Origin of the sequence: Salinibaculum rarum, from assembly GCF_030505615.1 — an archaeon.
Classification (GTDB): domain Archaea; phylum Halobacteriota; class Halobacteria; order Halobacteriales; family Haloarculaceae; genus Salinibaculum; species Salinibaculum rarum.
This window is the reverse complement of record NZ_CP129992.1, coordinates 2,735,263-2,761,734: the sequence shown is the minus strand read 5'-3', so window position 1 is coordinate 2,761,734 and position 26,472 is coordinate 2,735,263. Positions and strand designations below refer to the sequence as shown.

The 26,472-nt window shown below is 63.1% G+C and carries 26 protein-coding genes; 10 read left to right on the top strand and 16 right to left on the bottom strand.

The window, feature by feature from the left end; translation table 11 throughout:
• Positions 1-7 precede the first annotated feature (7 nt).
• Both QYL91_RS14340 and radB read left to right on the top strand, forming a co-directional pair.
• Positions 8-889, top strand: a complete 882-nt coding sequence (locus tag QYL91_RS14340; RefSeq protein WP_302081177.1) for a hypothetical protein — start codon at positions 8-10, stop codon at positions 887-889.
• Positions 890-934: 45 nt separating this feature from the next.
• Positions 935-1,627, top strand: a complete 693-nt coding sequence (gene radB / locus QYL91_RS14335; RefSeq protein WP_302081176.1) for a DNA repair and recombination protein RadB — start codon at positions 935-937, stop codon at positions 1,625-1,627.
• A gap of 16 nt (positions 1,628-1,643) precedes the next feature.
• Here the strand turns inward: radB and phoU (QYL91_RS14330) are convergent, their stop codons facing one another.
• The 10 genes from phoU (QYL91_RS14330) to QYL91_RS14285 all read right to left on the bottom strand — a co-directional run bounded on the left by phoU (QYL91_RS14330) (position 1,644) and on the right by QYL91_RS14285 (position 13,805).
• Positions 1,644-2,318 (bottom strand): phosphate signaling complex protein PhoU, encoded by a 675-nt coding sequence (phoU, locus tag QYL91_RS14330; protein ID WP_302081175.1) that lies wholly within the window; start codon positions 2,316-2,318, stop codon positions 1,644-1,646.
• A 64-nt stretch (positions 2,319-2,382) separates the two neighbouring features.
• The gene (phoU, locus tag QYL91_RS14325) at positions 2,383-3,051 is read right to left on the bottom strand and encodes a phosphate signaling complex protein PhoU (RefSeq protein WP_302081174.1); all 669 of its coding nucleotides are present in this window, start codon (positions 3,049-3,051) and stop codon (positions 2,383-2,385) included.
• On the bottom strand, positions 3,051-3,989 hold the full coding sequence (pstB, locus tag QYL91_RS14320) for a phosphate ABC transporter ATP-binding protein PstB (RefSeq protein ID WP_302081173.1): 939 nt from the start codon (positions 3,987-3,989) through the stop codon (positions 3,051-3,053). The genes phoU (QYL91_RS14325) and pstB (QYL91_RS14320) overlap by 1 nt, the downstream gene beginning before the upstream one ends.
• Positions 3,982-6,639: a phosphate ABC transporter permease PstA gene (pstA, locus tag QYL91_RS14315; protein WP_302081172.1), complete on the bottom strand. Its 2,658-nt coding sequence runs from the start codon at positions 6,637-6,639 to the stop codon at positions 3,982-3,984. Before pstA (QYL91_RS14315) ends, pstB (QYL91_RS14320) begins: the two co-directional genes overlap by 8 nt.
• Positions 6,636-7,883, bottom strand: a complete 1,248-nt coding sequence (pstC, locus tag QYL91_RS14310; RefSeq protein WP_302081171.1) for a phosphate ABC transporter permease subunit PstC — start codon at positions 7,881-7,883, stop codon at positions 6,636-6,638. The genes pstA (QYL91_RS14315) and pstC (QYL91_RS14310) overlap by 4 nt, the downstream gene beginning before the upstream one ends.
• Positions 7,884-7,986: 103 nt before the next feature.
• On the bottom strand, positions 7,987-9,060 hold the full coding sequence (locus QYL91_RS14305; RefSeq protein WP_302081170.1) for a PstS family phosphate ABC transporter substrate-binding protein: 1,074 nt from the start codon (positions 9,058-9,060) through the stop codon (positions 7,987-7,989).
• Positions 9,061-9,303: 243 nt separating this feature from the next.
• Positions 9,304-10,149, bottom strand: coding sequence for a phosphate ABC transporter ATP-binding protein PstB (gene pstB, locus QYL91_RS14300; protein ID WP_302081169.1), 846 nt, complete (start codon positions 10,147-10,149; stop codon positions 9,304-9,306).
• Entirely contained in the window at positions 10,142-11,758 is a 1,617-nt protein-coding gene (gene pstA, locus QYL91_RS14295) for a phosphate ABC transporter permease PstA (RefSeq protein WP_302081168.1), read from the bottom strand. Before pstA (QYL91_RS14295) ends, pstB (QYL91_RS14300) begins: the two co-directional genes overlap by 8 nt.
• Positions 11,758-12,753: a phosphate ABC transporter permease subunit PstC gene (pstC, locus tag QYL91_RS14290; RefSeq protein WP_302081167.1), complete on the bottom strand. Its 996-nt coding sequence runs from the start codon at positions 12,751-12,753 to the stop codon at positions 11,758-11,760. Before pstC (QYL91_RS14290) ends, pstA (QYL91_RS14295) begins: the two co-directional genes overlap by 1 nt.
• A 68-nt stretch (positions 12,754-12,821) precedes the next feature.
• The gene (locus QYL91_RS14285; protein ID WP_302081166.1) at positions 12,822-13,805 is read right to left on the bottom strand and encodes a PstS family phosphate ABC transporter substrate-binding protein; all 984 of its coding nucleotides are present in this window, start codon (positions 13,803-13,805) and stop codon (positions 12,822-12,824) included.
• A 339-nt stretch (positions 13,806-14,144) separates the two neighbouring features.
• Here QYL91_RS14285 and QYL91_RS14280 point away from each other — a divergent pair, with 339 nt between their 5' ends.
• A complete protein-coding gene (locus QYL91_RS14280; RefSeq protein WP_302081165.1) occupies positions 14,145-15,143 on the top strand; it encodes a phosphate uptake regulator PhoU in 999 nt (332 codons plus the stop codon).
• A gap of 3 nt (positions 15,144-15,146) precedes the next feature.
• Here the strand turns inward: QYL91_RS14280 and ppk1 are convergent, their stop codons facing one another.
• The 3 genes from ppk1 to QYL91_RS14265 form a co-directional block, all read right to left on the bottom strand.
• The gene (gene ppk1 / locus QYL91_RS14275; RefSeq protein ID WP_369685631.1) at positions 15,147-17,702 is read right to left on the bottom strand and encodes a polyphosphate kinase 1; all 2,556 of its coding nucleotides are present in this window, start codon (positions 17,700-17,702) and stop codon (positions 15,147-15,149) included.
• 2 nt (positions 17,703-17,704) lie between these two features.
• The gene (locus tag QYL91_RS14270) at positions 17,705-18,436 is read right to left on the bottom strand and encodes a metallophosphoesterase family protein (RefSeq protein ID WP_302081163.1); all 732 of its coding nucleotides are present in this window, start codon (positions 18,434-18,436) and stop codon (positions 17,705-17,707) included.
• A 272-nt stretch (positions 18,437-18,708) separates the two neighbouring features.
• On the bottom strand, positions 18,709-19,083 hold the full coding sequence (locus QYL91_RS14265; RefSeq protein WP_302081162.1) for a 30S ribosomal protein S8e: 375 nt from the start codon (positions 19,081-19,083) through the stop codon (positions 18,709-18,711).
• A gap of 93 nt (positions 19,084-19,176) precedes the next feature.
• On the opposite strand from QYL91_RS14265, the gene QYL91_RS14260 reads away from it, so the two are divergent.
• On the top strand, positions 19,177-19,617 hold the full coding sequence (locus tag QYL91_RS14260) for a DUF2240 family protein (RefSeq protein WP_302081161.1): 441 nt from the start codon (positions 19,177-19,179) through the stop codon (positions 19,615-19,617).
• Positions 19,617-19,979, top strand: a complete 363-nt coding sequence (locus tag QYL91_RS14255; RefSeq protein WP_302081160.1) for a DUF7993 family protein — start codon at positions 19,617-19,619, stop codon at positions 19,977-19,979. Before QYL91_RS14260 ends, QYL91_RS14255 begins: the two co-directional genes overlap by 1 nt.
• A 27-nt stretch (positions 19,980-20,006) precedes the next feature.
• On the opposite strand, the gene QYL91_RS14250 is transcribed toward QYL91_RS14255, so the two are convergent.
• Entirely contained in the window at positions 20,007-20,663 is a 657-nt protein-coding gene (locus QYL91_RS14250; protein ID WP_302081159.1) for an HAD family hydrolase, read from the bottom strand.
• Positions 20,664-20,807: 144 nt separating this feature from the next.
• Here QYL91_RS14250 and pyrF point away from each other — a divergent pair, with 144 nt between their 5' ends.
• Together pyrF and QYL91_RS14240 are read left to right on the top strand one after the other, a co-directional pair.
• A complete protein-coding gene (gene pyrF / locus QYL91_RS14245; protein WP_302081158.1) occupies positions 20,808-21,650 on the top strand; it encodes an orotidine-5'-phosphate decarboxylase in 843 nt (280 codons plus the stop codon).
• Between the two features lie 80 nt (positions 21,651-21,730).
• Entirely contained in the window at positions 21,731-22,387 is a 657-nt protein-coding gene (locus QYL91_RS14240) for a sensor domain-containing protein (RefSeq protein WP_302081157.1), read from the top strand.
• Here the strand turns inward: QYL91_RS14240 and QYL91_RS14235 are convergent.
• The gene (locus QYL91_RS14235; RefSeq protein ID WP_302081156.1) at positions 22,378-22,584 is read right to left on the bottom strand and encodes a hypothetical protein; all 207 of its coding nucleotides are present in this window, start codon (positions 22,582-22,584) and stop codon (positions 22,378-22,380) included. The genes QYL91_RS14240 and QYL91_RS14235 overlap by 10 nt on opposite strands.
• 132 nt (positions 22,585-22,716) lie before the next feature.
• Between QYL91_RS14235 and QYL91_RS14230 the strand changes: the two genes are divergently transcribed.
• From QYL91_RS14230 to QYL91_RS14220, 3 genes are all read left to right on the top strand, one after another.
• On the top strand, positions 22,717-23,238 hold the full coding sequence (locus QYL91_RS14230) for a J domain-containing protein (protein ID WP_302082876.1): 522 nt from the start codon (positions 22,717-22,719) through the stop codon (positions 23,236-23,238).
• 39 nt (positions 23,239-23,277) lie between these two features.
• Complete coding sequence (locus tag QYL91_RS14225; RefSeq protein WP_302081155.1) at positions 23,278-23,976, top strand: phosphoglycolate phosphatase; 699 nt, start codon at positions 23,278-23,280, stop codon at positions 23,974-23,976.
• 151 nt (positions 23,977-24,127) lie between these two features.
• Positions 24,128-25,771 (top strand): GTPBP1 family GTP-binding protein, encoded by a 1,644-nt coding sequence (locus QYL91_RS14220; RefSeq protein ID WP_302081154.1) that lies wholly within the window; start codon positions 24,128-24,130, stop codon positions 25,769-25,771.
• 7 nt (positions 25,772-25,778) lie between these two features.
• On the opposite strand, the gene QYL91_RS14215 is transcribed toward QYL91_RS14220, so the two are convergent.
• The gene (locus QYL91_RS14215; protein ID WP_302081153.1) at positions 25,779-26,456 is read right to left on the bottom strand and encodes an HAD family hydrolase; all 678 of its coding nucleotides are present in this window, start codon (positions 26,454-26,456) and stop codon (positions 25,779-25,781) included.
• Positions 26,457-26,472: the final 16 nt, after the last annotated feature.

Here is a 26,472-nt window from a genome sequence, read left to right as displayed (position 1 = left end):
CGTGCCCATGGCGCCCTCCCCCGACCGCACGCTGTTGGACCGGTCGACGGACCCCACGGGATTAGACGAACGACCGGACGATCTCTTTGTACTTGTCACCGGCCTCTACGCCGCTTCCCTCCTCGCACCGCTGGCGACCGCCATCGCCGCCCGCGTCGTGACCGACTCGGGAATACTGTATTCGACGCTCCTGACGGTAGTCGTTCTCACGACCGTCGTGGCCGCTGTGGCAGTTCGTCGCATTCGCGGCCTGCCCGAACGTCTCGGCGGCGCGTGGTATCGGTGGCTTCCCGCCCTGCTCGCTCCTGGACTCGTGGGGCTTGCCGGCGTCGCAGTGGCCACGGCGGGGTCGGTGTCGAGTACCGATTTCCTCCTGGGTGTCGTGGCTGCAATAGGTGGCTTCGGGACCGGTGGCGTCCTGGGGCTTATGGCCAGGTCACGCCACGCGAAAGCCGTCGTCGCCGATGCCGACCAGTTCTCGACCTGGCGGGCCGCGTGGTCTGACCGTCGACGACGCCCGATACAGGCCCTCGGTGTGGTGCTGGTCGGCGGCGGCATCGTCTCGCTCGCGGTGAGTGTTCCGACACGACTCGACATCCTGCGATATGTTGCGAATCTGGTTGTCCCGTTCGGTGCCGGCGTGGTCACCGTCGGGCAGGCACGGACCTACACCGCGACAGCTGCTGGCCTGGAAAAGCAGATGCCCGCCGCACGGACACTCTACGAGTGGGACGATTTCGAGGGATACACCGTCGCCGAGGACGCAATCGTACTCTACCGGCGCGCGCCGTGGCGGCTCCCCATCGTCTGTGACCGGACGGACATCGACGACGAGGAGGCGGTTATCGCGGCACTCTCCCGGCACCTCCCTCGGTTGCCGGTCGTGTGAGACCGAGACGAGTCCTTTTATGCGAACGGTCGCCAAGAGTGGCGTGTGAGCGACCCTTTACCGACTGGCTGTGGAGCCATCGACGACCTTCTGGGCGGTGGGTTCGAGCGCGGCGCGGCGACGCAGGTGTATGGCCCGCCCGCCTCCGGCAAGACCAACGTCGTCCTCTCGGCGGCGATGGAAGCGACGGCCGCCGGCCAGTCGGTGCTCTACATCGACACCGAGGGGCTCTCTCTCGACCGGATGGAGCAACTGGCCGAGGGCCACGCTGGCCCCGACCAGTCCGTCGACGACCTCGCCTCGCGGCTCATCATCACCGATGCACTCTCCTTTTCTGACCAGCAGGAGGCGGTCCAGGACGCCGCCGAGTTTGCCCCGGAAGTCGACTTTATCGTCCTGGACAGTGCCACTGGCTTTTACCGGCTCGAACGGACCGAACAGGCAGAGGGCGAAGCCCTCCGCTCGGTCGCCAGACAGATCACACACCTCCTCTCGCTGGCCCGCAAACACGACCTCGCGGTCGGCTTTACGAACCAGGTCTTTACCGACCCCGACTCCGACCAGTCGCGGGCACTCGGCGGCCACACGCTCAATCACTGGTCTGCTATCATCCTCCGTCTCGACCGGTTCCGCGGCGGGAATCGACGCGCCACGCTGGAGAAACATCACGCTCGCGAGGCAGGGACGACTGGCCAGTTCAAGATCACCGGCGACGGACTGGAAACGGCGAGCAGATAGGACAGCGGTGTAACAGTCAGTACAGCAGGTCGTCGTCGTTTTCGACCATGTAGAGGGTTCGCGCGGCGATGTTGACGGCGTGGTCGCCGACGCGTTCGAGGTCCCGAATCGTCAACAGCAGGCGGTAGACTTCCCGCATGAGTTCGTCGACTTCCTCCTCGTCGTCGACACCATCCCGACTGATGAGTTCGCGCGCGACCGTCTCGGAGGCGCGCTCACAGTGGGCGTCCACTTTGTCGTCGTATTCGGCGATGGCGTAGCAGCCGTCGGCACTCTCGCTGGCGTAGGCCTCCATTGCGTCCTCTATCATTCCGATGACTTCGTCGCCGATGGCCTGAATGTCGACGTCGGGGAACATGTCGCGGTCGGCCTCCAGCGTGTAGTCCCCGAGGTTCGTCGCCAGGTCGGCGATGCGTTCGAGGTCGGTGATAATCTTGAACGTCGCGGCGATAAAGCGCAGGTCGCCGGCGACGGGTTGCTGGAGTGCTATCAGGTCGACACACTCCTTTTCGAGGTCGAGATACATCTCGTTGATTTCGTGGTCGCCCTCGATGACCTCCCAGGCGAGGTCTTCGTCTTTGCTATCGAGTGCCGACAGCCCACTCCGGAGCTGGTCGAGCACGACTTCACTCATATAGAGAACTTCCTCGCGTAAATCGTCGAGTTGGTCTTGGTACCCCTCTCGTGGCATGGATTGAGGTGTGCTGTCCCGAAATAAGTACGTTGTGCTGTCTACAGCATTCTCCGTTGATTGGTCAGTACAGCAGCGCGTCGTCACCCTCGGTCAGGTAGTAGGTGCGCGCGGCGATGTTGACGGCGTGGTCGCCGACCCGTTCCAGGTCCCGAATCGTCAGGAGCTGTCGGTTCACATCTGCAAGCAGGTCTTCCAGTGCCGGCGCGCTCGGATTCTCTGCGAGTAGGTTTCGAAACAGGCGGTCGGTCGCGTTCGCACAGTGACTGTCGATGTCCTCGTCGCGCTCGGTAAGCGTTTCACAGAGCATGGCGTCCTCGCGTGCGTAGGCGATCAGTGCATCGTCCAGCATCTCGCCGACCGCCTCCCCGATGGCGACGAGTTCCGACCGCGGGACCAGCTCTGTCTCGGTGTCGACGACGTACTGGCCGATGTTCGTCGCCAGGTCAGCGATACGTTCGAGGTCGGTTATAATCTTGAACGATGCGGCGACAAAGCGGAGGTCGCCAGCGACCGGCTGTTCGAGCGCAAAGAGGCCGATACAGTCGGCTTCGATGTCGAGATAGCGTTCGTTGATTTCGTCGTCGTTGTCGACGACGTACTGTCCCAGTCCACGGTCCTGTTTCTCCAGTGCCGTCACCGCATCTCGGTGGCGGGCAGTGACAGTTTCGCCCATCCCGAGCACGGAATCCCGGAGCTCGTCGAGCGACGCCTGAAACGACTCGCGTGACATTACCCGAATTTGCCGGTGATGTAATCCTCGACGCGCTGGCTCTCGGGGTTCTCGAAGATTTTGTCCGTATCGTCGTACTCGACGAGTTCGCCGCCGGTGAGGAAGACGGCCGTCTGGTCCGAAATTCGGGCTGCTTGCTGCATGTTGTGGGTGACGATGACGACAGTGTAGTCTTTCGAGAGTTCCTCGACCAGGTCTTCGATTTTCGAGGTGGCGATGGGGTCGAGTGCCGAGGCGGGCTCGTCCATCAGGATGACTTCCGGGTCGACCGCCAGACAGCGGGCGATACAGAGCCGCTGTTGTTGCCCGCCCGAGAGTCCGAGTGCGTTGTCGTCCAGTCGGTCAGAGACCTCCTCGTAGAGGGCGGCACGACGGAGCGACCGTTCGACGAGGTCGGCCTCCTCGTCGGTGTCGTCTCGTCCGAGCAAGCGCGCAAGCAGGCCCGTTTCGATGTCGCCGTGTTTGCGCGGGCCATACGAGACGTTCTCGCGGATGGACTTCGGGAAGGGGTTCGGCGACTGGAACACCATGCCGATGCGCTTGCGCAGTTCGACGAGATTGGCGTTAGCGTCGTATATCTCGTCGCCGCCGAGTTCCACCGACCCTTCGACGCGAGCGGCCTTGATACGGTCGTTCATCCGATTGAGACACCGGAGATACGTCGACTTCCCGCAGCCTGACGGCCCGATGAGTGCGGTAACGCTCTCTTCGGGAATCTCCATCGAGACGTCCTTCAGTGCGTGGTCGTCGCCGTACCACACGTCCAGATTCTCGACGGAGAGCTTTGCCTCGCCGTCGAAGCGGTAGTTCGTCCACGCTTCGCGGACGTCCTCCTCGCTCTCGCCGGTGGTTGTCGTCGAGGACGTCTCCATCGAGATACCCGCCGACCGGTCGTCTGTACTGTTCTCTATCTTGGACTCGTTGACTGATTCACTCATAGTTGAGTTTCCTCCTGAAGTAGATTCGCGCGATGATACCCACCGTGTAAAAGGAGAGTACCACCATCAGCAACATCATCGCCGATGCCCACCCCATCGATGGTGAGCCGCTGACACCCGCGGCGATGACTGCCCACACCTGTGTCGGGAGCGCCGCCGACGCTTCCAGCAGTGTGGGGTTCGTAATGAAGGGTGGCTGGCTGACGAACTGGAACCCGCCGAGCACGTCGATGGCGGCCGTCGAGTTCAGCGTCGAGCCGAGCACCAGAATGAGCGGTGCCGTCTCGCCTGCGATGCGGCCGACACCGAGAATGATACCGGTGATGACGCCCGGCAGCGACGCCGGGAGGACGACGCTTTTGATGGTTTCCCACCGATTGACGCCCAGCGCGGCGCTGGCGTCCCGGTACTCGTCAGGGACGGATTTGATTGCCTCCCGGCTCGTGATGAGCACGAGCGGCAGGAGCATGAATCCGAGAACCAACTGGCCGGCCATCAACGACTCCTGGCCGCCGAGGCGCGGAATCAGGAACGCTGCGCCGAACAGGCCGAAGACGATGCTGGGGGTACTCCAGAGGGCGTTCGTCGCGACCTCGACGACGGCGGTGAACTTCCCCTGTTCTGCGTACTCAGTGAGGAAGATGGCCGCGCCCACACCGAGAGGGACCGCAAAGAGCGACGCACCGACGACCAGCCAGATGGTGCCGACGACAGCAGGGGTAATCCCGCCGGGAACCGGGCCGAGCGGCGTGTACGCGTCCATGAACATCGGCCACGAGAGCGTCCCGAGATAGCCGATACTCACGGGGCCGACGGTGTAGGTCGCACCGGTCAGCGCGACGTGGAGGGCGGTGATGGTGACGAAGCCAGCAGCGCCAGCGAGGCCGAGTGCACTCTCGCGGTGAAGGACGGAGACGATACTCTCGTCGTCGCTGGCCCGCGCGGCCCGAGCGGTCATGATGGCCACACCCGCCGAGAAGGCTGCCGACAGCAGCGTCAGCAGGGGAACGATATTGACACCGAGGACTGTCGGAACAGTCCCGGAGGTCGGTTCGAGCAGGACCGCAGCCACGAACAGACCCATCGCGCCGAAGATACCGACGCGGACGACCTGTGCGCGGTCGCGGCCCCGTTCGGCCACGCTGTTCCCGCCGCCGGCAACGAGCGTTGCCAGCGAGGCCGCGGCCAGTCCGGTGGCGGCCACCGCCGCCAGAACGACGACACCAAAGCCGACAGTTCCGCCGAGTGGGACGCCAAACGGCTGCTTTCCAAGAAGGACAAGCACGAGCACGAACACGACGATAGCGCCCATGCCGATGCCGGCGTACCGCTCGACCGTTGCGACCCGCTCGGAGAAGGTACCGATGTTGCGGAGACTGCCGTATTTCCGCAGGAAGTACCAGACGAGGAAGACTCCGGAAAAGACGATGAGGAGGTTGCCGACGGTCGGTTCGGTTGTAATCTGTGCTGTGGTATCGAGGACGACCGGCTCACGCTCGACGTACACCTCGTAAGTAAAGGGAACCGAGAACGCTTCCCCGCGTGCTTGCACGAACACCAGCAGGCCAGCGAGTGAACCGAGCGCAGCGAGTGGGGCGACCCGGAAGAACTGGCGTGCGCCCGAGTGCCAGTTGTCCGTTCCGGCTTTCGTCCGGGCGAAGTCTATCGCGAGGACGAGCGCCGGAGTTAGAATCACGAGCCCCGACAGGGCACCGATCTGGAAGTCGTGAACGGCGTATCTGACCCCCTTCTGTGTAACGAACGCGACGATAGAGAACATGATAGTGACCATCAGAAGGGCGTTGAGATAGACGAGGAGATAGGCCCCGTACTGGCGGCCCCGTGCACCGTAGCCCGCTCGAGACTTCGCTGCCCCCCAACTCGCTATCATCGAGCCGACGAGAACGAACAGCGGGATGACGATTTCGGCGGTGAAATCCCCGTCGATGTTCTGACCGGGCGACCACGTCCATCCGAGGTCGATGGTCCCGGTGACGATGACCAGCCCGAGCACGCCGACCAGTGCGGCGACCGGAATACCCGTCCCGAGGTCTTCTCTGGGGACAACCGTCGCGATGGCAAAGACCCCACCGACGAGCAGCGCCGGACCGTACGACGCGACGGGGCCGGTGCCCAGTAGCGTCCCGCCGACGGCCGCACCGACGAGCAGGCCGACGACGCCGAAGGCCCCGCCCGCGAGGATACCCGCGCTCGGACTCGGTTCAGTATCGACGATGCCCTGTTGGGAAGCCACACCGGCCGCGAGAATCACCGCGGCTTCGACGATGAGGACGCCACCGAGCAGCGTCGCCAGCGTCATCGGCAGGGCAACAGTGGCGGCCGTCAGCCCGCTCAGCACGACCAGAATCCCGATACCGACGCCGCGGACGCGTCGCTCGGTAACCGGGACGACGCCGAGAGCGGAGAACAGCGCGACGACGCCGACGCCGCCGGCGCTGACTGCGAGTAGCGGGGCGAAAAAGTCGGTCAGGGTCGACCCTGAGGCATCCAGAGAAACGAGTTTGACGAGCGTGACCATCCCCAGCAGGAAGCCGACGATAGTCAGGGCGATGGTGGTGTCCAGCGCCCGGTCGTAGATGTTCGATTCGCCCGTGACGAGACTCGTCTCGCGTGCGTAGCCTTCGCTCATTGCTCACCCTGTAGGTCTTTCTCCATGCGTCGTTCGATGTACTGTGCGATGACGCTCATCAGCGCCACAATCGAGAAGAGCATCACACCGGCGAAAAACAGTACTTCGACGGTGATTCCGGATGCACTCCCGTAGGTCGTCGCGATACGGCTGGTCAGCGTCACACTCTGGTCGAAGATGTCGTAGAGCGGTTTGGCGAAGGTCGTTCCGCTGGCCATGATTGCGGCGACGGCCATCGTCTCGCCGATGGCCCGGCCGAGTCCGAGGATGACTGCCGCCGAGATACCGGAGAACGCGGCGGGAATGGAGATGCTTTTCATCGTTTGCCACTCGGTGGCCCCCATCGCGATCGAGCCGTCACTCATCGAGTTTGGCACCGCAGTAATCGCGTCTTCGGCGACGGAGACGACCGTCGGGAGTGCCATGATACCCACGACGAGGCCCGCGATGAGGAACGTCGAGCCGCCATCGAGGAAGGCGTCCTGCATGAACGAGTTGAGGACGGCAAAGCCGATGAACCCGTACACGATGGAGGGGATGCCAGCGAGAATCTCGATGGCGGGCTTGATGATTTCGCGCACGCGGTCACTGGCGATTTCGGCGATAAAGAGCGCACCCAGAATCCCGAGCGGACCACAGACCATGCCAGCGATGAGCGTGACGATAACCGTTGCCCACGTCGCGGCTAACAGCGAGAAGTGACCGTTGTTCGGGTCCCACCCTGTCAGCGTCGAGTCCGCCGGAAGGAGGGCGTCGAGCCAGAAGAACCACCGCGTGCTACCGGCCTCGGTCGCGGGAATCGCGACCAACCCCGTCCCGAACTGTTCGATGGGGCCCCACGCCTGGTCGAACAGGTAGAAGGTGATAAATCCGAGTGTCAACACGGTCCCGACGGTTGCGAACACGGTCAGGAGCTTCGCCGTCCGGGACTGGTACCGTTGCCAGCCGACGACTCCGAGCGCTATCACACCGATCAGTGGATAGGCGGTGAGGTCGTTCGCAACGAGGAACGACGCGACCACGCCCACAATCGAGAGCAGGAACGCGACGCTAAACGCCGCCTCTGTCGGTCCCGGGTCCTTGCCGACCAGCACGCGTTTTGTCCGTTTCAGCCCCGCCCAGAGCCGCTGGGGAAGTGAGGCGATGTACCGCGCTGTCCGTCCCGGGAGTCGCACCAGAAACACGGCTAGCCGCCGTGGCAATCCTGCGAGCCACCCCCCGAGTCGTCCTACGGTCCCAGCCATACTCGTCCTCTTCCTGTCAGTTTCGTATTGTTTGTCCGTTCAAAAATCATGAAATGGATACACGAGTCGTGACGGCGGGCCTGTTCGATGTCGCCCAGACGAGTTATGCTGTCTGGTCCGCCAGTTTGTTGCGCTCTTCCTCGCGTCGGCTCTCCGAGAGGCGGAAATAGTTGTTCGGCGCGACGAAGGTGTCCTGCCCGAAGTCGCTCAGAATCATGTTGATGAAGGCAGACGCCTTCTTTGTGGTCTCTTCCCACGTGTACATGTGGAGGTCACGCGACAGCGGGTACTCCGTCGCGTCGAGCCCGTTCTCGTCGGCCTGGTACTCGTAAGTCGTGCCTTCCCATTCGAGCGCGATGGGGGAGACACCCTCCGTGCCGAGGAACGCCAGCGCGAGGTAGCTGATGGCGTTGTCGGCCTGTGAAATCGCCGTCGCGAGGCGCTGGTTCTGGCCGTAACGGTTGGCAACAGTCGTATTCTCATTGTTCCCCCAGACGTTGTTGACGAAGGAGGTTCGGGTCCCGGAGTCTTTCGCACGGCCGAGGACGCGAACCTGTTTGTCCGGGAGACCGCTGTCGATTTCCTGCCAGTTGTTGATGCGACCTTTGTAGAGGTCTTTCAGTTGCTGGCCGGTAATCTTCTCCAGGCCTGCGTTGGCGATTTCCGAGGAGACGACGATGGGCTGACCGTCGACGCCGACGACGTGGTCTTTGAATTTGTCGTAGGAGTCGCGGTCCGGGAGTTCGTCCTCGACGTTCCCCGAGGAGTTCCCGAGGTCGTAGAGTCCGTCGCGGACCTTCCGGACGCCTGTCCCGGAGTGGGAAAGGCCAACGGTGACCTTGAACGGCGGGTTACCGCTGTCTTTGGCTTCGAAGCCGTAGAGGCCGGCCCAGTAGTCGGCGAGGTTCTTGTCCGTACTGATGCCGTAGTCCTGGTTTGGCCAGTACTCGTTGTCGTCAGCTGGGCGGTTACCCGACCAGTACGCTGCTGCCGTATTGGCGATGGGGTACACCGTCGACGACCCGCCGGATTCGAGCGGGGAGATGCTTTCGCTGCCTGGAGTACTGTCGTCGGAGGAGGCACTGGAACATCCAGCCAGTGCGACTGCGCCTGCTGCACCTGTTCCGACGAGGAACTTTCGCCGTGATACACCGTCAACAGACCTGTCTTGGGTCATCGAGTGAATATCCCGGGGTCATAATAAAACTCGTTTATAATAGTTACATGTCCGACTATGAGGCCACACTGACGGCTCTGTTCGGCGATTACTGGTCACTATCACTATATACGCTCAATCGTGGACTGACGACTATGTGCTGATATATAGAGTCCGCGCTGTCGAGTCGGGTGGTAGCAGACCCGCCGGCAGCGGCTGGTCATGCGTTCTAATAGACGATAAAAGCGGAAACGTCGACGAGCGCTATCCGAACTTGCCGGTGATGTAGTCCTCGACGCGCTGGCTGTCGGGATTCTCGAAGATTTTGTCTGTCTCGTCGAACTCGACGAGTTCGCCGCCGGTCAGGAAGACGGCAGTTTTGTCGGAGATGCGAGCTGCTTGCTGCATGTTGTGGGTGACGATGACGACGGTGTACTCCTCGGCGAGTTCCTCGATGAGGTCCTCGATTTTGGAGGTAGCGATGGGGTCGAGCGCCGAGGCGGGCTCGTCCATCAGGATGACCTCCGGGTCGACGGCGATTGCCCGGGCGATACAGAGTCGCTGTTGCTGACCACCGGACAGTTCGAGGGCGCTCTCGTCGAGTTGGTCTTTGACCTCGTCCCAGAGTGCAGCACGGCGCAGTGATTGTTCGATGATGTCGTCAGTGACCTCCTTGTTCTGCACTCGGAGCCCGTAGGCGACGTTGTCGCGAATGGACTTCGGGAAGGGGTTTGGGTGCTGAAACACCATGCCGATCTTCCGTCGGAGCGCCACCGGGTCGACGTCCTCGCTGTAGAGGTTCATGCCGTCGAGCAGGATTTCGCCCTCTACGCGGGCGGTGTCGACGAGGTCGTTCATCCGGTTGAGACACCGGAGGAACGTGGACTTGCCACACCCCGAGGGCCCGATCATCGCTGTCACCTGCTGTTCGGGAATTTTCAGGCTGACGTCTTGCAGCGCCTGCTCGGAGCCATAGTAGACCTCCAGGTTTCTCGTTTCGAGAATCGTCTCCGCCTGGAACGTCGACTCTCCGGTCGACTTTTCTGTCGCTATCTCTGTCGAGATGAGCGGTTCGTCCTCTTCGGTCGCGTCGGGTTGTGTTTCAGTCATTCTGGTATTTGTTCCTGATGAGAATCGCAGTCGCGTTCATCAACAGCATCGTCACGAGCAACACGATTGCTGCTGCGGCGACGACGCCTTCCCTGTACGCTGGCTTCGCGTTGGCGGCGGCGGCGAACAACTGGAGTGGGAGTGCTGTCGCCGACCCGAGGATATCCGCCGGTGCGGTAAATCGCGTTGCGGCAACACCGATCATCACGAGTGGGGCAGTCTCCCCGATAGCACGCCCCAGTGCGAGAATCGTCCCCGTCAGGATTCCTGGCACCGCTTCCGGCAACACGACGTTGCGAACGGTCTGCCAGCGACTCGCGCCCAACCCGTACGAGCCACGGCGGAGTTCGTCGGGGACGGACCTGAGCGCCTCCTGTGTCGAGACGATGACGATGGGCAGGATGAGCAACCCAAGCGTCATACTCGCTGCGAGCACGATGTTCGTCGCGAGTCCGAACACGTTCCGGAACAGCGCCAGTCCGAGCAGTCCGTAGACGACCGACGGGACGCCGGCGAGATTCGAGATGTTGACGTCCAGCACCGTCGCGAGCCGTCCTCGCCAGCCCGTATCGGGGGCGTACTCTTCTAAGTAGATGGCTGCACCGATGCCGACCGGAAACGCGAGAAGTGCCATCAGGCCGACGATGATTATCGACCCGACGAGTTGCGGGTAGATGCCGGCGTTCTCGGGCCGGAACGTCGACCAACTTTCGAGCAACAGCGTCGGGGTGAGCCAACTTTCCAGTCCACTAACGCCCAACTGTCGTTCTACCAGCGCTCCGACCACGACGCCGCCACCGAGGACGAACGGCCCGAGCAAGCCGAGTCGCCCTTCCGTGCGGTTCGCGATGGTCTCGCCGTAGACGTATCCGACGGGTGCCACGATGCCGGAGGCCAGGACGACCCACAGTGAAGGGTCGGTCCCTTGTGCGAGTCCGGCCCCGACGGCACCGAACGCAAGCAGGAACGTCCCTCCTGCCGCGAGGAGCGCTTTGCGATTCCCGTCCCGGCGCCGTGCGTAGACGCCGAGTGTCGCAGCTACGGGCACTGTGACGATACCGACGTACATTATCCATGCGGCAGCGACCTCGATGGTTGGAACGACGATGTCGGCGGTGACCCAGGCGACGGCGAATCCGAGAATGGCCGACACCGGGATGCCGGGGCCTGTAAGATGATTCTCCCCATACACGCTGGCGTACCCGCGTACCGCGAGTGGCGGCAGGACGACGAACGCGAGGACGTACGCGAAGTCGTACGGACTCAGTGCCAGCGGGACAACGTAAACGACCAGGCTGAGAATGAGACTTCCGAACGTCACCGCGAACGCTCTCGCATTGATTGCCTTTGTGGCCTCGTCCCGGCGTGTGTAGAGTGTGTACGCGCTGAGCGGTCCGACGAGCGTGCCGAAGTAGATTAGATACCACTGTGGTTCGGCCGCCCTCGGTCCGAACGCGTCCAGCCCGATAAACACGAACAGCGCCAACAGCGAGAGGATGCCAAACGCCGTCGCGAGCAACAACACGCCGACGAAGAGCCGACCCTTGAACCGCCGCCAGCGCAGACTCCGGTCGGCTGACAGCTCAGATGGTTCGGATTCCGTCGCCATCAGTTGTATTCCTCCCTGTACCGTCGCCGCACGAGTTCCGCGAGGATGTTCATAGTCAACGTTATTGCAAACAGTGTCATCCCGAGCGCGAACATCGACTCGTACAGTGCGCCCGAACGGGTTTCGGCACCCGCAATCTGGACCATCGCGGCCGTAATCGTCTGTATCGAGTCAGTGAGATTCAGGAAGACGTTCGGGAAGTACGGCATCTTCGGCGAGGCACCGGCCGCGATGGTGACTGCCATCGTCTCGCCGATGGCCCGCGAGAGCGCGAGCACGTACGAAGAAACGATACCCGAAGTGGCTGCGGGCACGACGACCTTCGTCGAGACGTCGAACTTCGTCGACCCGAGCCCGTAGGCCGCCTCCCGGAGGCTGTCGGGGACGGAACTGATCGCGTCCTCGCTGATCGAGGAGACCATCGGGAGGATGATGAGCCCCACGACGATGCCTGCCGAGAGTGCGTTGAACGTCCGTAGCGATGGGACGACGAGGGTAAATTCCGGGAGGAGGGGGACACCCGCCGGAATCAGTCCGAGTGAAATCGGAAGCATGCCATCCAGCAGCGGCGTGATGTGGACGAGCGCGAAGTACCCGTACACGACTGTCGGGACCCCTGCCAGTATTTCCAGTGTTGGTTTCATGACCGAGCGGACGCGAGGGCTCGCATACTCACTGAGATAGATAGCGATAGCGAGCCCTGCTGGGAGTGCAATCAGCGCGGAGACAACCGTAACGACGAGCGTCCCGCTCACGAGCGGCAAGACGCCGAACGCTGCCTCACCGATGAGCGGGCTCCATTCCGTTCCGGTAAGGTACGCGACCGGCGAGATGTCCGTGAAAAACGACACTGTCCGTCCCAGCAGCGCCAGAATGATGCCAGCCGTTACGAGCAGCGTTAATCCCGCACACGCGGCCACCAGGCCTCGGTACAGTCGCTCCTTCCGAACGGCGAGCCCGTCCCGTTGGAGGTCTGTCAATTCACGTTTCGCCATTTATTCTTGAGTGGTCTTTCGATTCAGGTTTGATAAAACCAGACGATACGGTTTGACTGCGGATCGTATCAGCCCGTGTACTCTTCGAGTGTCGAAATGTTTTCTTCTTTCTGTTGTTCGGAGCTCTGGACGTAGCCGATCTCTTCGGCGATGAGGCTCTTGTCGGTCGACTTGTTGATGTAGTACCGGATGAAGTCCTGCAAGTGGTCTTTCTGTTCGAGTTTGTTGCTGTTCGCGTAGAAGAACAGCGGCCGCGCGAGGGGGTACTCGCCCGACGATGCGGCGTCTAGACTCGGTTCGGTGTAGTCGTTTCCGGACTCGGACAGGGGGACCGCCTGCGTGCCGTCGGGATTGTTGGTGTAGTACGCGAAGGGGAGATAGCCCATAGCGTACTCACTCCCCTCGACACCCGATGCGATGGTGTCGTCCTCTTCGGTACCTTCGAAGTCGCTGCGAATCCGACCCGTTTCACCCAGGATGGTTTCCGTGAAGTAGTCGAATGTCCCCGAGGTTGAGGCCGGGCCGTAGAGTTGGAACGGTTCGTCGGGCCAGTCCGAGTTGACGTCGGACCACAGCTCGGGCGGGTTGTCCGGCGTCCAGATAGCCTCGAGCTGGTCGTACGTCAGCCCGTCTATCCAGTCGTTGTTGTTGTTGACGACGATGGTCAGGGCGTCCTGTGCGATAAGGAACTCGACTGCTTCGAAGCCGTTGTCTTCACACTGTTGGGCCTCGTCTTCCGTAATCGGCCGGCTGGCGTTGTTGATATCGGAGTCCCCGGGGATGAAGACGTCGTTGAACCCGCCGGAACTGCCGTCACGGCTGATGTCGAAAGTGACCTGGTCTGGGTTTTCCAGCTCGTTCTGTTTGTACAGTTCTGCGACGGCCGTCGCGATGGGGTAGACGGTACTGCTTCCGGAGATACGGACGTTCCCCGATGGTCCGCTACTGCTGTTTCCGTCGCTTGTACAGCCAGCCAGTGCGACTGCACCTGCAGCACCGGTTCCGACGAGGAACTGCCGTCTCGATACTTTGCCGGAAGTTTCGTTAGACATCAATAGAGGCTGGTAGGGGCACTAATAAACATCCTACTATGATGTCTATATCTACTACCTATATCTATATATCAATTGGTTTGTGAACAGTTAGTACAGTCCATCCCTATTCTGAATAGTGTGGACTATATCCACCCGAAACGCTCTGATACCTGGTTTTTCTCCTGTTCCCGTTTCGGTCAACTCATCTCAGTAATTATCGGCTACCACGGCCCGGTGCGGACTGAATTCGACGTTTAGAGGGGCATTACTGGGCATACAACACTACGTACGTTATTTCGAATATAATTATATAGAAACAGGGTATTTTATTGCGGATGGGGACTGAACCGTCTGTATATGGAGACGCGCAAGGTCCAGGTGACTGGCGGTTCCACGTACACAGTATCCCTTCCGAAAGACTGGGCGACGACCAACGAGGTCAGCGCAGGAAGCGTCGTTGAATTTCACTCCGAGGAGGACCTGCTGTTGCTCGCGCCCCAGCGCGAAGAGGACCGTATCGAGGGGAGTCTCGACATCACGGGACTGGAGAGCGAGCACGAACTCACGCAGGCAGTGATGACGATGTACGTCAGCGGCTTCGACGTCATCCGGCTGGAGACCGCCCGTATCACGGCCGCCCAGCGTCGAATCATCCGCGAAGCGACGCAGGGACTCGTCGGCCTGGAAGTCATCGAGGAGACATCTGACCGGGTCGTCCTGCAGGACCTGCTCGACTCCTCGGAGCTGTCGGTCCACAACGCCATCACGCGCATGCGCCTGGTCAGCCTCACGATGCTCGAAGACGCCATCGAGGCGCTGTTGACCGACGACGACGAACTCGCCCACGACGTGAAAGAACGCGACGACGACGTGGACCGCCTCTGGTATATGGTCTCGCGCGTCTTCCGAACCATCCTCCGGAATCCGACCGCCGCCAACGAAATCGGGTTCTCCCGCGAGACGAGTTACGACTTCCAGTCCAGCGCGCGCCAGCTAGAGCGTATCGGCGACCACGCGACAAAGATTGCAGACCTCGCACTGGAGGTCGATGACATTCCCGAGAGCGTCGCCGACCCGATCAGAGCGCTCCACCAGGAGGCCAGCGTCGTCCCGGAGACGGCGATGGATGCACTGCTGGCCGAGGATTCTGACGAAGCCGTCGAACTGGCAAACAAGGCCCGCGAACAGATTCGTGATGTCGACGACGAAGTCCGCGAGGTCGACAAGGTGATTCACGAGTACGACCCACAACTCGCGCAGGTACTCGGCCTGGTCGCCGACTCGCTGTCTCGGACCGCAGACTACGGCGGCAACATCGCGGAGAGTGCGCTACAAAAGGCCGCCCCGAGTCCCTGACTCTCACTCCTCGACTGCCGTCTCGGCACCCGACTCTTCTGTCTGTTCTGCCGTCTCCTCGCTCGCTTCCCCGTTTTCGCTTACCGAGTCGCCGTAGTGGCGCGTAAGAGCCGACTCCGCGCCACGGGGAGTCTTCCTGTAGACCCGGTCACCGTCTGGCGTTCTGACGGCGAACCTGTACGTTCCGCTGTCCGGTTCGTACCACTTCTCACGGTGGGCAGTCAGTACTGCTGGCAGGTCCTCGGGGCCTGTCTCTGCCCCGTCGGCAGTCGAGTCGTGGGTCACTGTCTCGCTGGATGTTACTGTCTCGCTCGCGCTGGCCGTCTCTGGTCGCTCTGTGTCGCCAATACCGGCTTTGCCTGACGAGTGGTCGGTCTCCGCTTCGACACGCAAGCCCGTATCCGGTATCTCCGTGACTCCCGGAATGCCCCGGTTTACCCCGTCGTGTTCGCTTGCGGCCGTCGCCTCCCGCATCAGCACAGCCTGCGTATCGATGGTCTGCTCGCCGGTATCGGGACGGCGCTGGGTGTAGCTTCCGTCGCTACCCATCTCCCAGACCCGACGGTTATCAGCCAGCATCACGTCGAGGACAAATCGGAGCTGGTCACGAAGCGCGGGGTCCTCGACGGGTGTGACCGCCTCGACGCGCTTGTCGAGGTTGCGCGTCATCCAGTCTGCAGAGCCGATGTAGTACTCCGGGTCGCCCCCGTTCTCGAAGTAGAAGATACGCGAGTGTTCGAGAAATCGGCCGACGATACTGTAGACGTCGACCGTTTCGCTGATACCGTCGATTCCGGGCCGGAGCCGACAGATGTCCCGCACGAAGAGGTCGATGTCAACGCCCGCCTGCGAGGCTTCGTAGAGCAGACGGACGATGTCGGGGTCCTCCAGTCCGTTGACCTTCACGACGATGCGTGCGGGCTTGCCGGCCCGCGCGTGGGCCGTCTCGCGGCGGATAAAGTGACGAAAGCGCTCGCGCATCGTCACCGGGGCGATGAGGAGTTTCCTGAACTCCTCGTCGAGTGCCGGGCCAGTAAACGAGTTGAACACCTTGAGCAGGTCCCGGCCAATGTCGGGGTCGCTGCTCAACAGTCCGAGGTCGACGTAGCCTTTCGCCGTCTTCGAGTGGTAGTTCCCGGTTCCGACGTGGGAGTAAGTCTTGACCCCGTCCGGCTCTTCGCGGACCACCAGGGCCGTCTTCGTGTGGGTCTTCAGTCCGACCGTTCCGTAAGCGACGTGGATGCCCTGTTCTTCCAGGGTCCGGACCCACTCTAGATTGTTCTGTTCGTCGAACCGGGCTTTCAGTTCGACCATCACCGCCACCTGTTTGCCGTTATCGGCAGCGTCGATGAGCGACTGAATGACCTGTGAGTCACTGGCTGTCCGGTAGATTGCGGCCTTGATTGCTAAAACGTCCGGGTCGTGTGCCGCCTCCTCGAGAAAGCGCTGGACCGTCCCAGTAAAGGAGTGATACGGGTGGTGCAGGAGGATGTCGCCCCGGTTTATCTCCTGGAAGACGCTGTGCTCGCTGTCGGGACTCGGGGCGATGGACCCGTCGTACTGCCCGCCAGTGTCGAGTCGCGGGTGTGCGACTGGCGTCCACGAATCGACCTTGAGGTCCGGGCGGTCCAGGTCGGTCAACACCTCGAAGTCTTCGAGGTCGAGTGGCGGGCGCACCTCGAACACTTCCCGCCCGTCGAGGTCCAGTTGCTCGACGAGCGTCTGTCGGATGCGGTCTGGCGCATCCTGCTCTAACTCCAGGCGGACCACTGTCCCGAACCGACGCTGTTCGATGACCTCCTCTATCATGTCGATGAGGTCTTCGGCGACCTCCTCGTTGCGCCGGACCTCGGCGTTTCGCGTCAGCCGAAAGAGTGCTGTCCCGACGATATCGACACTCGGAAACAGCAGGTCCAGATTCGACCTGACCACGTCCTCGATGAGGACGTACCGGTCCTCGTCGGTGTCGTCGTCGACGGGGACGAGACGGGGGCGGTTGGGCGGAATCTTCACCCTGGTGAACGTCGGTTCCTCGCTGCTGTGGTGCTGGGTGAGGACGCCGAGCGAGAGGCTCAGGTTCGAAATAAAGGGGAACGGGTGTGCCGGGTCGAACGAGAGCGGGGTCAGCGTCGGCAGGACGTTCTCCTCGAAGTACGTCCGCATCTGTTCGCGCTCAGCGGCGGTCAAGTCGTCGTACTCGAGGATGTGAATCCCTTCGTCGGCAAGTGCCGGACGAATCGTCTCGTGATAGCACTCGATTTGCTGCTCGAACATCGGCCTGGCCTCGTCGAGGACGTCTTCCCACTGCTCGCGGGGCGTGCGCCCGTCGACAGTTCGTTCGGTGACGCCCGCGGAAATCTGCTGTTTGAGTCCACCGACCCGTTTCATGATGAACTCGTCCATGTTCCGGGTGAAGATGGCGAGAAAGCGCACCCGCTCGAGCAGGGGCGTTCGCTCGTCCAGTGCCTCGTGGAGCACGCGTTGCTGGAAGGCGAGTTCGCTCAACTCTCGGTTTAGATACAGCGACGGGTCTGTCAGGTCGGTGTCGGCGTCCGGCATCGTCATTCGGTGAGTGGCGCTGCTGGCCGCGGGTCGACAATCGAGTCCGAACTGCGCTCTTTGTAGGTCTCGGCTGGGTCGACTGAGACGAACTCGTCGTCGTTCCAGTCGTATGCCGTCAGTTGCCCGCCGTAGACACACCCGGTGTCGAGACCGACGGCAGCGGGCGTGGCAAACGCCTCCGAGAGGACGGTGTGGCCGAAGAAGACCCGAGGTGTCTCCGTGCGGTTTTCGAACCAGTAGGGACGGTCGTAGCCGCCGCCGGTCAACGACCGCATCTCGAGGATGTCCTCCGGGTCGTGGTCGGTGAGAGGCTCTCTGTGGTCGAGTCCACCGTGGACCACAAGCGCGTCGTCGAAGGAGATGGCGAGTGGGAGCGTCTCGATGTACGCGAGGTCGTCCTCGTCGAGCGCCGGGTCGGATTTGCTGCCGTCGAGGAGTCCCTGTTCGTTGTTCCCGCGGACCGAGCGGATGTTGTCCCGCTCGCGGACCAGCGAGAGGACGCCCTTGCTGTCAGGTCCCTTCCGAATGAGGTCGCCGACACAGACCACCAGGTCGTCTGCACTGACACCGAGCTCGGAAAGCAAGCGTTCGAACGTCTCGAGACAGCCGTGCACGTCGCCGACGACGTACAGGTTCTCCCAGTTTTCGGGGTCGACGCGGTGGTGATGCGGTACGATTGACTCGGCAAGCTCGAAGGGTGTGTCACCCTCCTGTCGTCGATGTTGTCCCATCTACGAACTGGCACACTGTGGGGACTGTATAGGGTTTATATGAGTGGTTGGGTCCGTTATAGAGCGGTATGTATCCCTCTCCACCAGCCCCTGACAAGCCGAGACATTGGGCCAGTACTGAGTGACCCCTTCGTCGGTCCACGGCCGAGTCGTCGGTGCCCTGGCAGTTCGAGGCCACTTTGGACTCACTGCCCGTCGGACTCTTCGGCGTCCGGAAAGTCGGCTCCCTGGCCAAGGCACAGCGGAGCGACGAAGCGCTCGCAGAAAACGGATTACTCCTCGACGAGGACTGCGTTGACCTGTCCGTCCTGTCCCGGACGCGAGGTCACGCGAGCGCGGCCCTCGCTGGTCTCGAGGACGGCGCCTTTGGTGATGATGTTTCGGCGTGCGTAGTTGGGATTCGAAGGGTTCTCGGCGACGTTTTCGATGTCAGCGGCGACGGTCTCGCCGTCGATGGCGATACTCGCCGTGTCGGTCGTGATGGCGCGGGTCTTGTCGGTGTTGCCGCGGGTGTCGACGGTCTTGAACTTCGGCTCGCCGACCTGTGTCTCGGTGAACTCGGAGCCGAGCTGGTGTTTCTTCTTATTACTCGCCGGGCGTCGTCGGCCGCCAGTCCGCTTGCGCGTGGACGGTCCCTGGTACTTCATACCCGTCGAAAGTATCAGCGGCCACTTGAACCTCTCGATGCTCGTCGGCGCGGGACGACAGATTTAGGAGTCGCCCGCGCGCTGTCACCGACGATGAGTCTCCGCCGGGCAGTCGCTGCGCCATTCCGCCAGCGCGGCGTCGACCGCATGAACGAAAGCGAGTTCGTCGTCGCGCTCTCGCTGGACCGCGACTGGTTCTCTCCGGACCAGGCAAAGCGGCTGGTCGATGTCGCGACTGGCGAGGGACTGCTCGACCGGGACGGCGACGACATCGTCGCCACGTTCGAGGTGGGGACCGTCGACGTCCCAGACGATTTCGTCCCCGACGAGTCGGTCATCCAGGAGCGGTCTGTCTTCGAGCAGGTCCTCGAATCGGTCGTCGACACCGGCGTCGAAAAACAGGACGCGGTCGCAGACATCAACCGGCTGCAGTCGGAACTGGCAATCACTATCGAGGCCGCGGCAGTACTGTACGCCCGCCGGCAGGGCGTCGACGTGGCCGGACTCGCCGCCAACGCACGGAGTGAACTCTGATGGTCGACGACTCGATTACCGACCCGAAACGCGTCGCACAGCTGCTGGCGTCGGAACTGACCGGGCTCGAGACGCCGCCACTGGACCGCGTGACGGTCGCCGACGCAGACGAGTCGGCCACGCCGAGTCCCGATGGCACCGTCGCCTACGCCATCGCCGCCGACGAGCGCATCGTCGGCCGCGTCCTGCTGTATCCCGACAGCGCCGTCGTGGCACTCGACAACATCTCGGCCCCAACGGCCGGAACCGCGACCGGGACCGACCACCTCTCTGTCGAGACCAGCGAGAACGAAGTCCGACTCTCACTCTGTTCGGGTGTCGCCGTCAAGCGAGCCGTCGACATCCTCCGAGACACACTCTGAACGCGGTCAGAAGCACTGACCCACTAGTCAGCGCCAGCCGGCCTGCTGGCTCAGGAACGCCCTGAGGTCGTCGGCCAACTGGTCGCGGTCGATGTAGCCGTCCGCCTCGGGCGCGCGCTCGAATCTGTCTCCCAGGACCTGCACGGCGACCATCCCGGCGTCTTTCGCCCCTCGGATGTCGGCGTCGGGGTTGTCGCCGACGTACACCGCCGCGCCCGCTGCGACGCCGAGTTCGCCGAGGACCGCTTCGAACGCTCGGCCGTCCGGTTTGCCGGCGGCCAACGACCCCGTGACGACGACGCTGTCGAAGAGGTCCGTCCACCCCAGCGTCTCCAGTTTCCCCTGTTGTGCTTGGACAGGACCGTCGGTCAACAGCCCGACCCGGTACTGCGTGCGGAGTTCCTCGACGAGTTCCGGAACGCCGTCGACAGGGACCAGCGCATCGTTGATACCCTCCCGGTACGCCCTGGCGGCTTCGGCCGGGTCGCCTGTCGACAGTAGCCCCTCGAAAATCGGCGTTCGCGTCTCCGTGGCACGGTTTTTCTGATGCTCGGTCAGATACTCCGACCGGTCGATGTCCCGTCCCCCGGCGGCGGCCGTGGCTTCGTCGAGGAGCGTCTGTCGGTCGCGGTCGGGGACCGCCAGTGTGTAATCGAGGTCGAAGACGACCGCAGCCAGTGACATTGACAGGGGATACGCAAGCGACGGATTAGAGGCTGTCGACGTGCCGACAGCGCAATGCGCTTTGTGTCCGCCGCCGACACCCGAAACGGCTAGCCTGGGGACGAACACGGCAGTTTTATTCGCCAGTCGCGCCGACGCCTTTCTATGTTCTTCGACCGCCTGCGCGACCGCATCGAGGCCGTCGACAGCGTCGTCTCCGTCGGGCTGGACCCCGACCCCGACCGCCTGCCGGATGCCGTCGTCGACGCCGACCTGCCACGCTGGGCGTTCAACCGGCGCATCATCGACGCCACCCACGAACACGCGGCCTGTTACAAACCCAACGCCGCCTTCTACGAGGACAGCGACGGCTGGCGTGCGCTTCGCGAGACCATCGCCTACGCCCACGGGAAGGACGTGCCGGTCCTCCTCGATGCCAAACGGGGCGACATCGGCAATACGGCCCGCCAGTACGCGAAGGTGCTCGACGACGACCACGGCCCGGCCGCCGACGCCATCACGGTCAACCCGTACCTCGGGCGAGATTCGCTCGACCCGTTCCTCTCGCAGGCCGAAAAGGGCGTGTTCGTCCTCTGTCGAACCTCCAACTCTGGAGGTGCCGACCTCCAGGACCTCGAACTCGACACCGGTGAACCACTCTACGAGCGGGTCGCGGCGCTGGCCGACCTGTGGAACGAACACGGGAACGTCGGCCTCGTGGTCGGTGCGACGGCACCGGAGGAACTCGAAGAAGTCCGCGAGGTCGTCCCGGAGATTCCGTTCCTCGTCCCGGGCGTCGGGGCACAGGGCGGCGACGCCGAAGCCGCCGTCGAGTACGGACTCGCCGAGACAGCACCCGGAACGACGCCGGTCGGCCTCGTCAACTCCTCGCGGGGGATAATCTTCGCCGGAGAAGACGCCGAAATCCGGGGCGATGAGGACGCGTACTTCGACGCCGCGGGCGCATCCGCGAAGCGACTGAAACAGCGGCTGAACGAACACCGATAAATAACGATTACGGTGGGTAGCGCGTCGTTTGACCTATCTCAGGGTTATACGACGGTGGCTCGTGTACCCTGCAGCTACAGATGGCCTCTCCCACCTTCGCCGACACCGACCGGTCGACGTCGTCGCCCGTTTTCGGTGTCGTGACCGACGCACAGACGTACAAGAACGTCCTCTACCTGTTTTTGCGCTTTCCGCTCGGCGTCACGTATTTCACGCTCCTGGTGACCGGATTCGCTCTCGGTATCGGGCTGGCGGTGATTCTCGTCGGCTTGCTCGTCTTCCCGCTGGTTCTCGTCGGTGCGAGATACGTCGGCGCCTTCGAGGCACTCCTCGTCAATCGCCTGCTCGGGTTTGACATCGACTACGAACTCCCCGACCCGAACGCGGAACCGCTTACTGACTACCTGAAAGGTGTGCTGACCGACGCACGGACCTATCTCATTGTCGTCTATCTGCTGGCGACGTTCCCGGTCGGTATCTTCCTGTTTATGCTACTGACTCTCGCAGTCTCACTCCCGGTGGCCTCGATACTTGCGCCGGTCCTCTACTGGCTGCCGTTCGCGCAGTACGAAATCCGGACTGTCGGTGATGCCGGGACGATTGTCGTCGACACGTTCCCGGAGGCACTCACTCTCAGCGTGGTTGGCTTCGCTCTCGCGCTCGTCTCGCTGCACCTCTGTAACGTACTCGCCTGGGGTCATGGACGAGCGACTGCCGCGATTCTCACTCAGAACTGATAGGTATCGACGCCGTCGGGCATGTCCTCGCTGTTTGGAATGTTTTCGCGGTCGTCCTCGCCCACATCAGCAGCACACTCGATACACAGCCCCAGTTCCTCGTCGTAGTGGCGACTGCAGACGAGTTTCCCACAGCGGTCACAGGCCGCCTCTACGTCTGCTGTGGCACAGATTTCACAGGGACTCGAGACGCTCATGCCTGAGAGTAACACGCCCGTGGGTTTGAACCCTCTGGCGGGGTCGCCAGCGAGAGGCTTACAGTCGTGCCGCCCTAATATCAGGTCGTGCAGCAGCGTCTGGTCAGCGGTCTGGCAGCGGCGTTCGCCTTGATGACGGCCATCCTCGGTCTCGCCGGCCTCGTCTACAGCCCGGCACTTCTGATTCTCGCACTCGTTTTCGGTGTGGTCACGTATCTGCTGTACTACCAGGCGAGCGGACGGATGCTCGACCGTATCTATCGCGGCGTCGAACGCAAAGCGGCGACCGGGAGCGCCGACCGCAACCGCGGCGGATTCGGAGCCGGGCCCCGCGAGGAGTGGACGCCGCCGCGACAGGAACAGCGCCAGCGTGCGCGCCGCCAGCAGTCCCGCCGTGAACGGGTCCGGCAGGCGCGCCAGCGACGTCGTGCCGGGGGTGGACAGCGCCGCCAACGGACCAACGCGGTCCAGCAACAGTCCGGCCCGACCATCCCCGAGGCGGCCCAGATTCTCGATGTTGACCCCGGCGCAGACGAGAGTACAGTCAAGCGAGCCTACCGGGACCGCATCAAGGACGTCCACCCCGACGCTTCCGATGGCGACGAAGAGGAGTTCAAGCGCGTCCAGGCCGCCTACGAACGGCTGACCGACTGAAACGCAAGCGGGAAGTCCGGCAGGTCCGACACCGACAGTATGGACACACCGTCGGTTCCCGACGACGCACCGCCGCTTGCCGTCGACATCGACGGGACGCTCACCGACGACCAGCGCGCCCTCGACCCGCGAGTCATCCCCGTGCTTCGAGCCTGGCCCGCGCCCGTTGTCGTCGCCACTGGCAAGTCGATGCCGTATCCCGTTGCACTCTGTGAGTTCCTGGCCATCGACCAGCTCGTCGTGGCGGAGAACGGCGGCGTCGTCGTCGCGGGTCGTGATACCGTCCGCATCGAGGGTGACCGGGAGGGGGCGAACGCTGTCGCTGCTGCCTACCGCGATGCCGGTTACGGCCTCGGGTGGGGCGAAGCGGACCTGGTCAACCGCTGGCGCGAGACGGAACTGGCCGTGGCCCGCGAGATGCCCCTGGAGCCGCTAGTAGAAATTGCGAGCGAACACGGACTCGACGTCGTCGACACCGGCTACGCGTACCACGTCAAATCGCCGTCGGTGGACAAGGGGAGCGGGCTGGACGTCGTCGCCGCGGAGCTGAACCTGCGCTCCGAGGCGTTCCTGGCCGTCGGCGATTCGGAGAACGACGTCCCGACCTTCGAGGTGGCCGGTCGCTCGGTCGCTGTCGCGAACGCGGACGACCTCGCCCTCGCTGCTGCCGACCACGTTACGGCTGCGAGTTTTGCCGATGGATTTCTCGAAGCAGTCGAGCGGTTCGCCGCGCCGTAGCCTGCTACGAAGTCTCCGCGCTCACTTCGGTCGGCAGTATTGTGACAACAGTTCTCACTGGTGGCCGAACCCACTCATCAGCGGCGAATCGGCCGCGAGAACCCCACAGACCCGGGGAAAACTTATTGCTGGGGGACCGCAAGCCCTCCCCATGAGCCCCGACCGGGCCGTCCTTCGCCGCGCGCTCGACCGCGGCGAAAAAGAGGGCGGCAGCGTCGAGTTCAAAGAGCGGCTCACGAAAGACCTGCACCTCGCAGAGGGCCGGCGAGAGAGTCTCGCCGCCCAGTTGCGCCACCGCGTCCTCTCGGGCGACGGCGAGGCCACCTACGTCGTCGGCGTCACCGACGATGGCGGCATCGCCGGTATCGTCCCCGAAGACTTCTCCGAGTCGATGGACGTCCTCTCCCTGCTTGCAGAGGAGGCTGGCGCACACATCGACGAGGTCCAGACGTGGGGCGTCGACGAGGAGGGCCACGCCGACACCGACGACGACGGCTCTGCCGGCGGATTAGTCGGCGTCGCCACTATCACCGAAGGGACCGTAATGACTGACGACGCCCACATCGTCGTCGGGACAGCAGGCCACGTCGACCACGGCAAGTCGACGCTCGTCGGGTCGCTCGTGACCGGGGAAGCCGACGACGGCCAGGGGGGCACGCGGAGCTTTCTGGACGTCCAGCCCCACGAAATCGAGCGCGGGCTGTCCGCGGACCTCTCCTACGGCGTCTACGGCTTCGACGAGGACGGCCCCGTTCGGATGGACAACCCACACCGGAAGGGCGACCGCGCTCGCATCGTCGAGGAAGCGGATCGGCTCGTCTCCTTCGTCGATACGGTCGGCCACGAGCCGTGGCTCCGCACGACGATTCGCGGGCTGGTCGGGCAGAAACTCGACTACGGACTCCTGACCGTTGCCGCCGACGACGGCCCGACAAAGACGACACGCGAACATCTCGGCATCCTGCTTGCGACGGACCTGCCGACGCTCGTCGCGATTACCAAAGCCGACATCGTCGACGAGGAGCGCCTGCTGGAAGTCGAACGGGAGGTCGAGCGCCTGCTCCGGGATGCCGAGAAGACGCCGCTGCGGGTCGAACGCCACGGCGTCGAGGCGGCCATCGACGAGATTTCAGAGACTGTGGTCCCAATCCTGACGACGAGTGCCGTCACGACGGAGGGGCTCGATACACTCGACGAACTGTTCGAGCGCCTGCCGAAGACCGCCGGCACCGCAGACCACGGCCAGTTCCGGATGTACGTCGACCGGAGCTACAACGTCACCGGTGTCGGCGCCGTCGCCTCCGGGACCATCCAGTCGGGCGAGGTCGAAGCGGGCGACGAACTCCTGCTCGGGCCGATGGCAGACGGTGGGTTCCGTGAGGTAGAGGCCCGCTCTATCGAGATGCACTACCACCGCGTCGACGAGGCCAGCGCCGGCCGTATCGTCGGCATCGCGCTGAAAGGCGTCAACGAGGCCGACATCGAACGCGGGATGGTTCTGCTACCGCGGGACGCAGACCCCGACCCCGTCAGGGAGTTCGAAGCCGAGGTGATGGTGTTGAACCATCCCACCCGCATCGGCGACGGCTACGAACCGGTCGTCCATCTCGAAACGGCAAGCGAGGCCGCGGCGTTTTACCCCGAAGGAGGCCAACTCCTGCCCGGCGACTCCGGGAAGGCCCGCGTCCAGTTCAAGTTCCGGCCGTATCTCGTCGAAGAGGGCCAGCGATTCGTCTTCCGCGAGGGTAGTTCGAAAGGCGTCGGAACTGTGACCGACGTAACCGGTGTAGAGTAATTCTGCGTTACTTCCAGAGGCGGCGCAACTCACCGACCGTCGAGAGCGTGTAATCCGGCTTCGGGTCGGCCCCGGCGGGGTCGGTATCGCCGTGGACCCACGCAGTCTGAACTCCCGCGCGCTGCCCGCCGGCGACGTCCGATGCCAGTGAGTTCCCGACGTGGAGTGTTCGCTCGGGAGTCACGTCGAGGTGGTCGAGTGCGGCGTGGAACGGGTCCGGGTCGGGTTTCGGCGCCGTGTCGTAGCCGGCGTGGACGACTGTCTGGAAGTAGTCGGCAATTCCCAGCGTGTCGAGTTTGGCCGCCTGCATCTCCGGCGCCCCGTTGGTCACGGCGGCGACTGCAACGTCACCGTCGACCATCGCCAGCGTCTCGCGAGCGCCGGGGCAGAACTGCACGTTCGTGTGGTCGCGCTCGGACTCGTAGGCTCGTGCGACGGCCCGCCCGACGGCAGGGTCGTGTCCGCGTTCGGCGGCGAACGTGGCGAAACACCGTTTCCGGAGGTCGTTCATGTCCTCACTAGCTGCGGTAAACTCCCGATAGCGGTCGACGTACTCATCGACAGTAAAGAAGGGCTCGACACCGACCTGTTCGAACGCCAGCGGGAGTATCTCCCCGCCGCTCCGGCGATACGAACAGAGCGTGTCGTCGATGTCGAACAGGACGGCGTCTACGGACGACTGCATCATCTCGCCGTAGGTA